Genomic DNA, 637 nt, shown 5'->3' on the forward strand with positions numbered 1-637 from the left:
TACTCAGCCTAAAGAAAATATTTGCCAATATAAAAATTGGACTCTCGAAGGTGGCAGCAAGAACGGATCGGTAACCGTGCTTAGCTGCAAAGCTCATGGCAATGGTCTGGTCGCCCAGTTAAAGGGGTGTCATGATCGCGATGAGGCTAAGCAGTATTGTGGTTCGTTGATTTCTGTACCTCGAGAAGAATTGCCGGAACTGCCTAGCGGTGATTACTACTGGCATCAGCTTCAAGGTCTGAAAGTATTTGCTTCAGGGTCTGATGTAGAAGAGAAGGTTTTACTTGGTCGTGTTGATCATTTGATTGAAACCGGATCTAACGATGTTTTGGTAGTAAAAAAGTGTAAGGATAGCTTGGACGGTAGGGAGCGATTAATTCCTTACTTGCCAGATCAGGTTGTCTTGGCGGTAGATCTGGAAGCAGGATCCATTGAAGTTGATTGGGATCCGGAGTTTTAGTTTGTAAAGCGCTGATTGCGGTACTTGCGGGGCGTTTTTATATAGGCACTACTTAATCAGTTCTGTAAATCAGTTCTGGCATAAGGGATTGGTTCTTTAAGTGGTGCAAAGATAGAAACTTGCTGGTCAATGTGGTGTGACTGGCTTAGAGATGTGAATGTATGCATTTTGGACTGG

General features: G+C 44.0%; 1 protein-coding gene. It reads left to right on the forward strand.

What is annotated here, in order from left to right; all coding sequences use genetic code 11:
* Positions 1-460: ribosome maturation factor RimM (rimM, locus tag A3766_RS26485; protein WP_068643306.1), on the forward strand; the 460-nt coding region annotated here is incomplete at its 5' end.
* Between the last annotated feature and the right edge of the window lie 177 nt (positions 461-637).

The organism is Oleiphilus sp. HI0132, assembly GCF_001635845.1.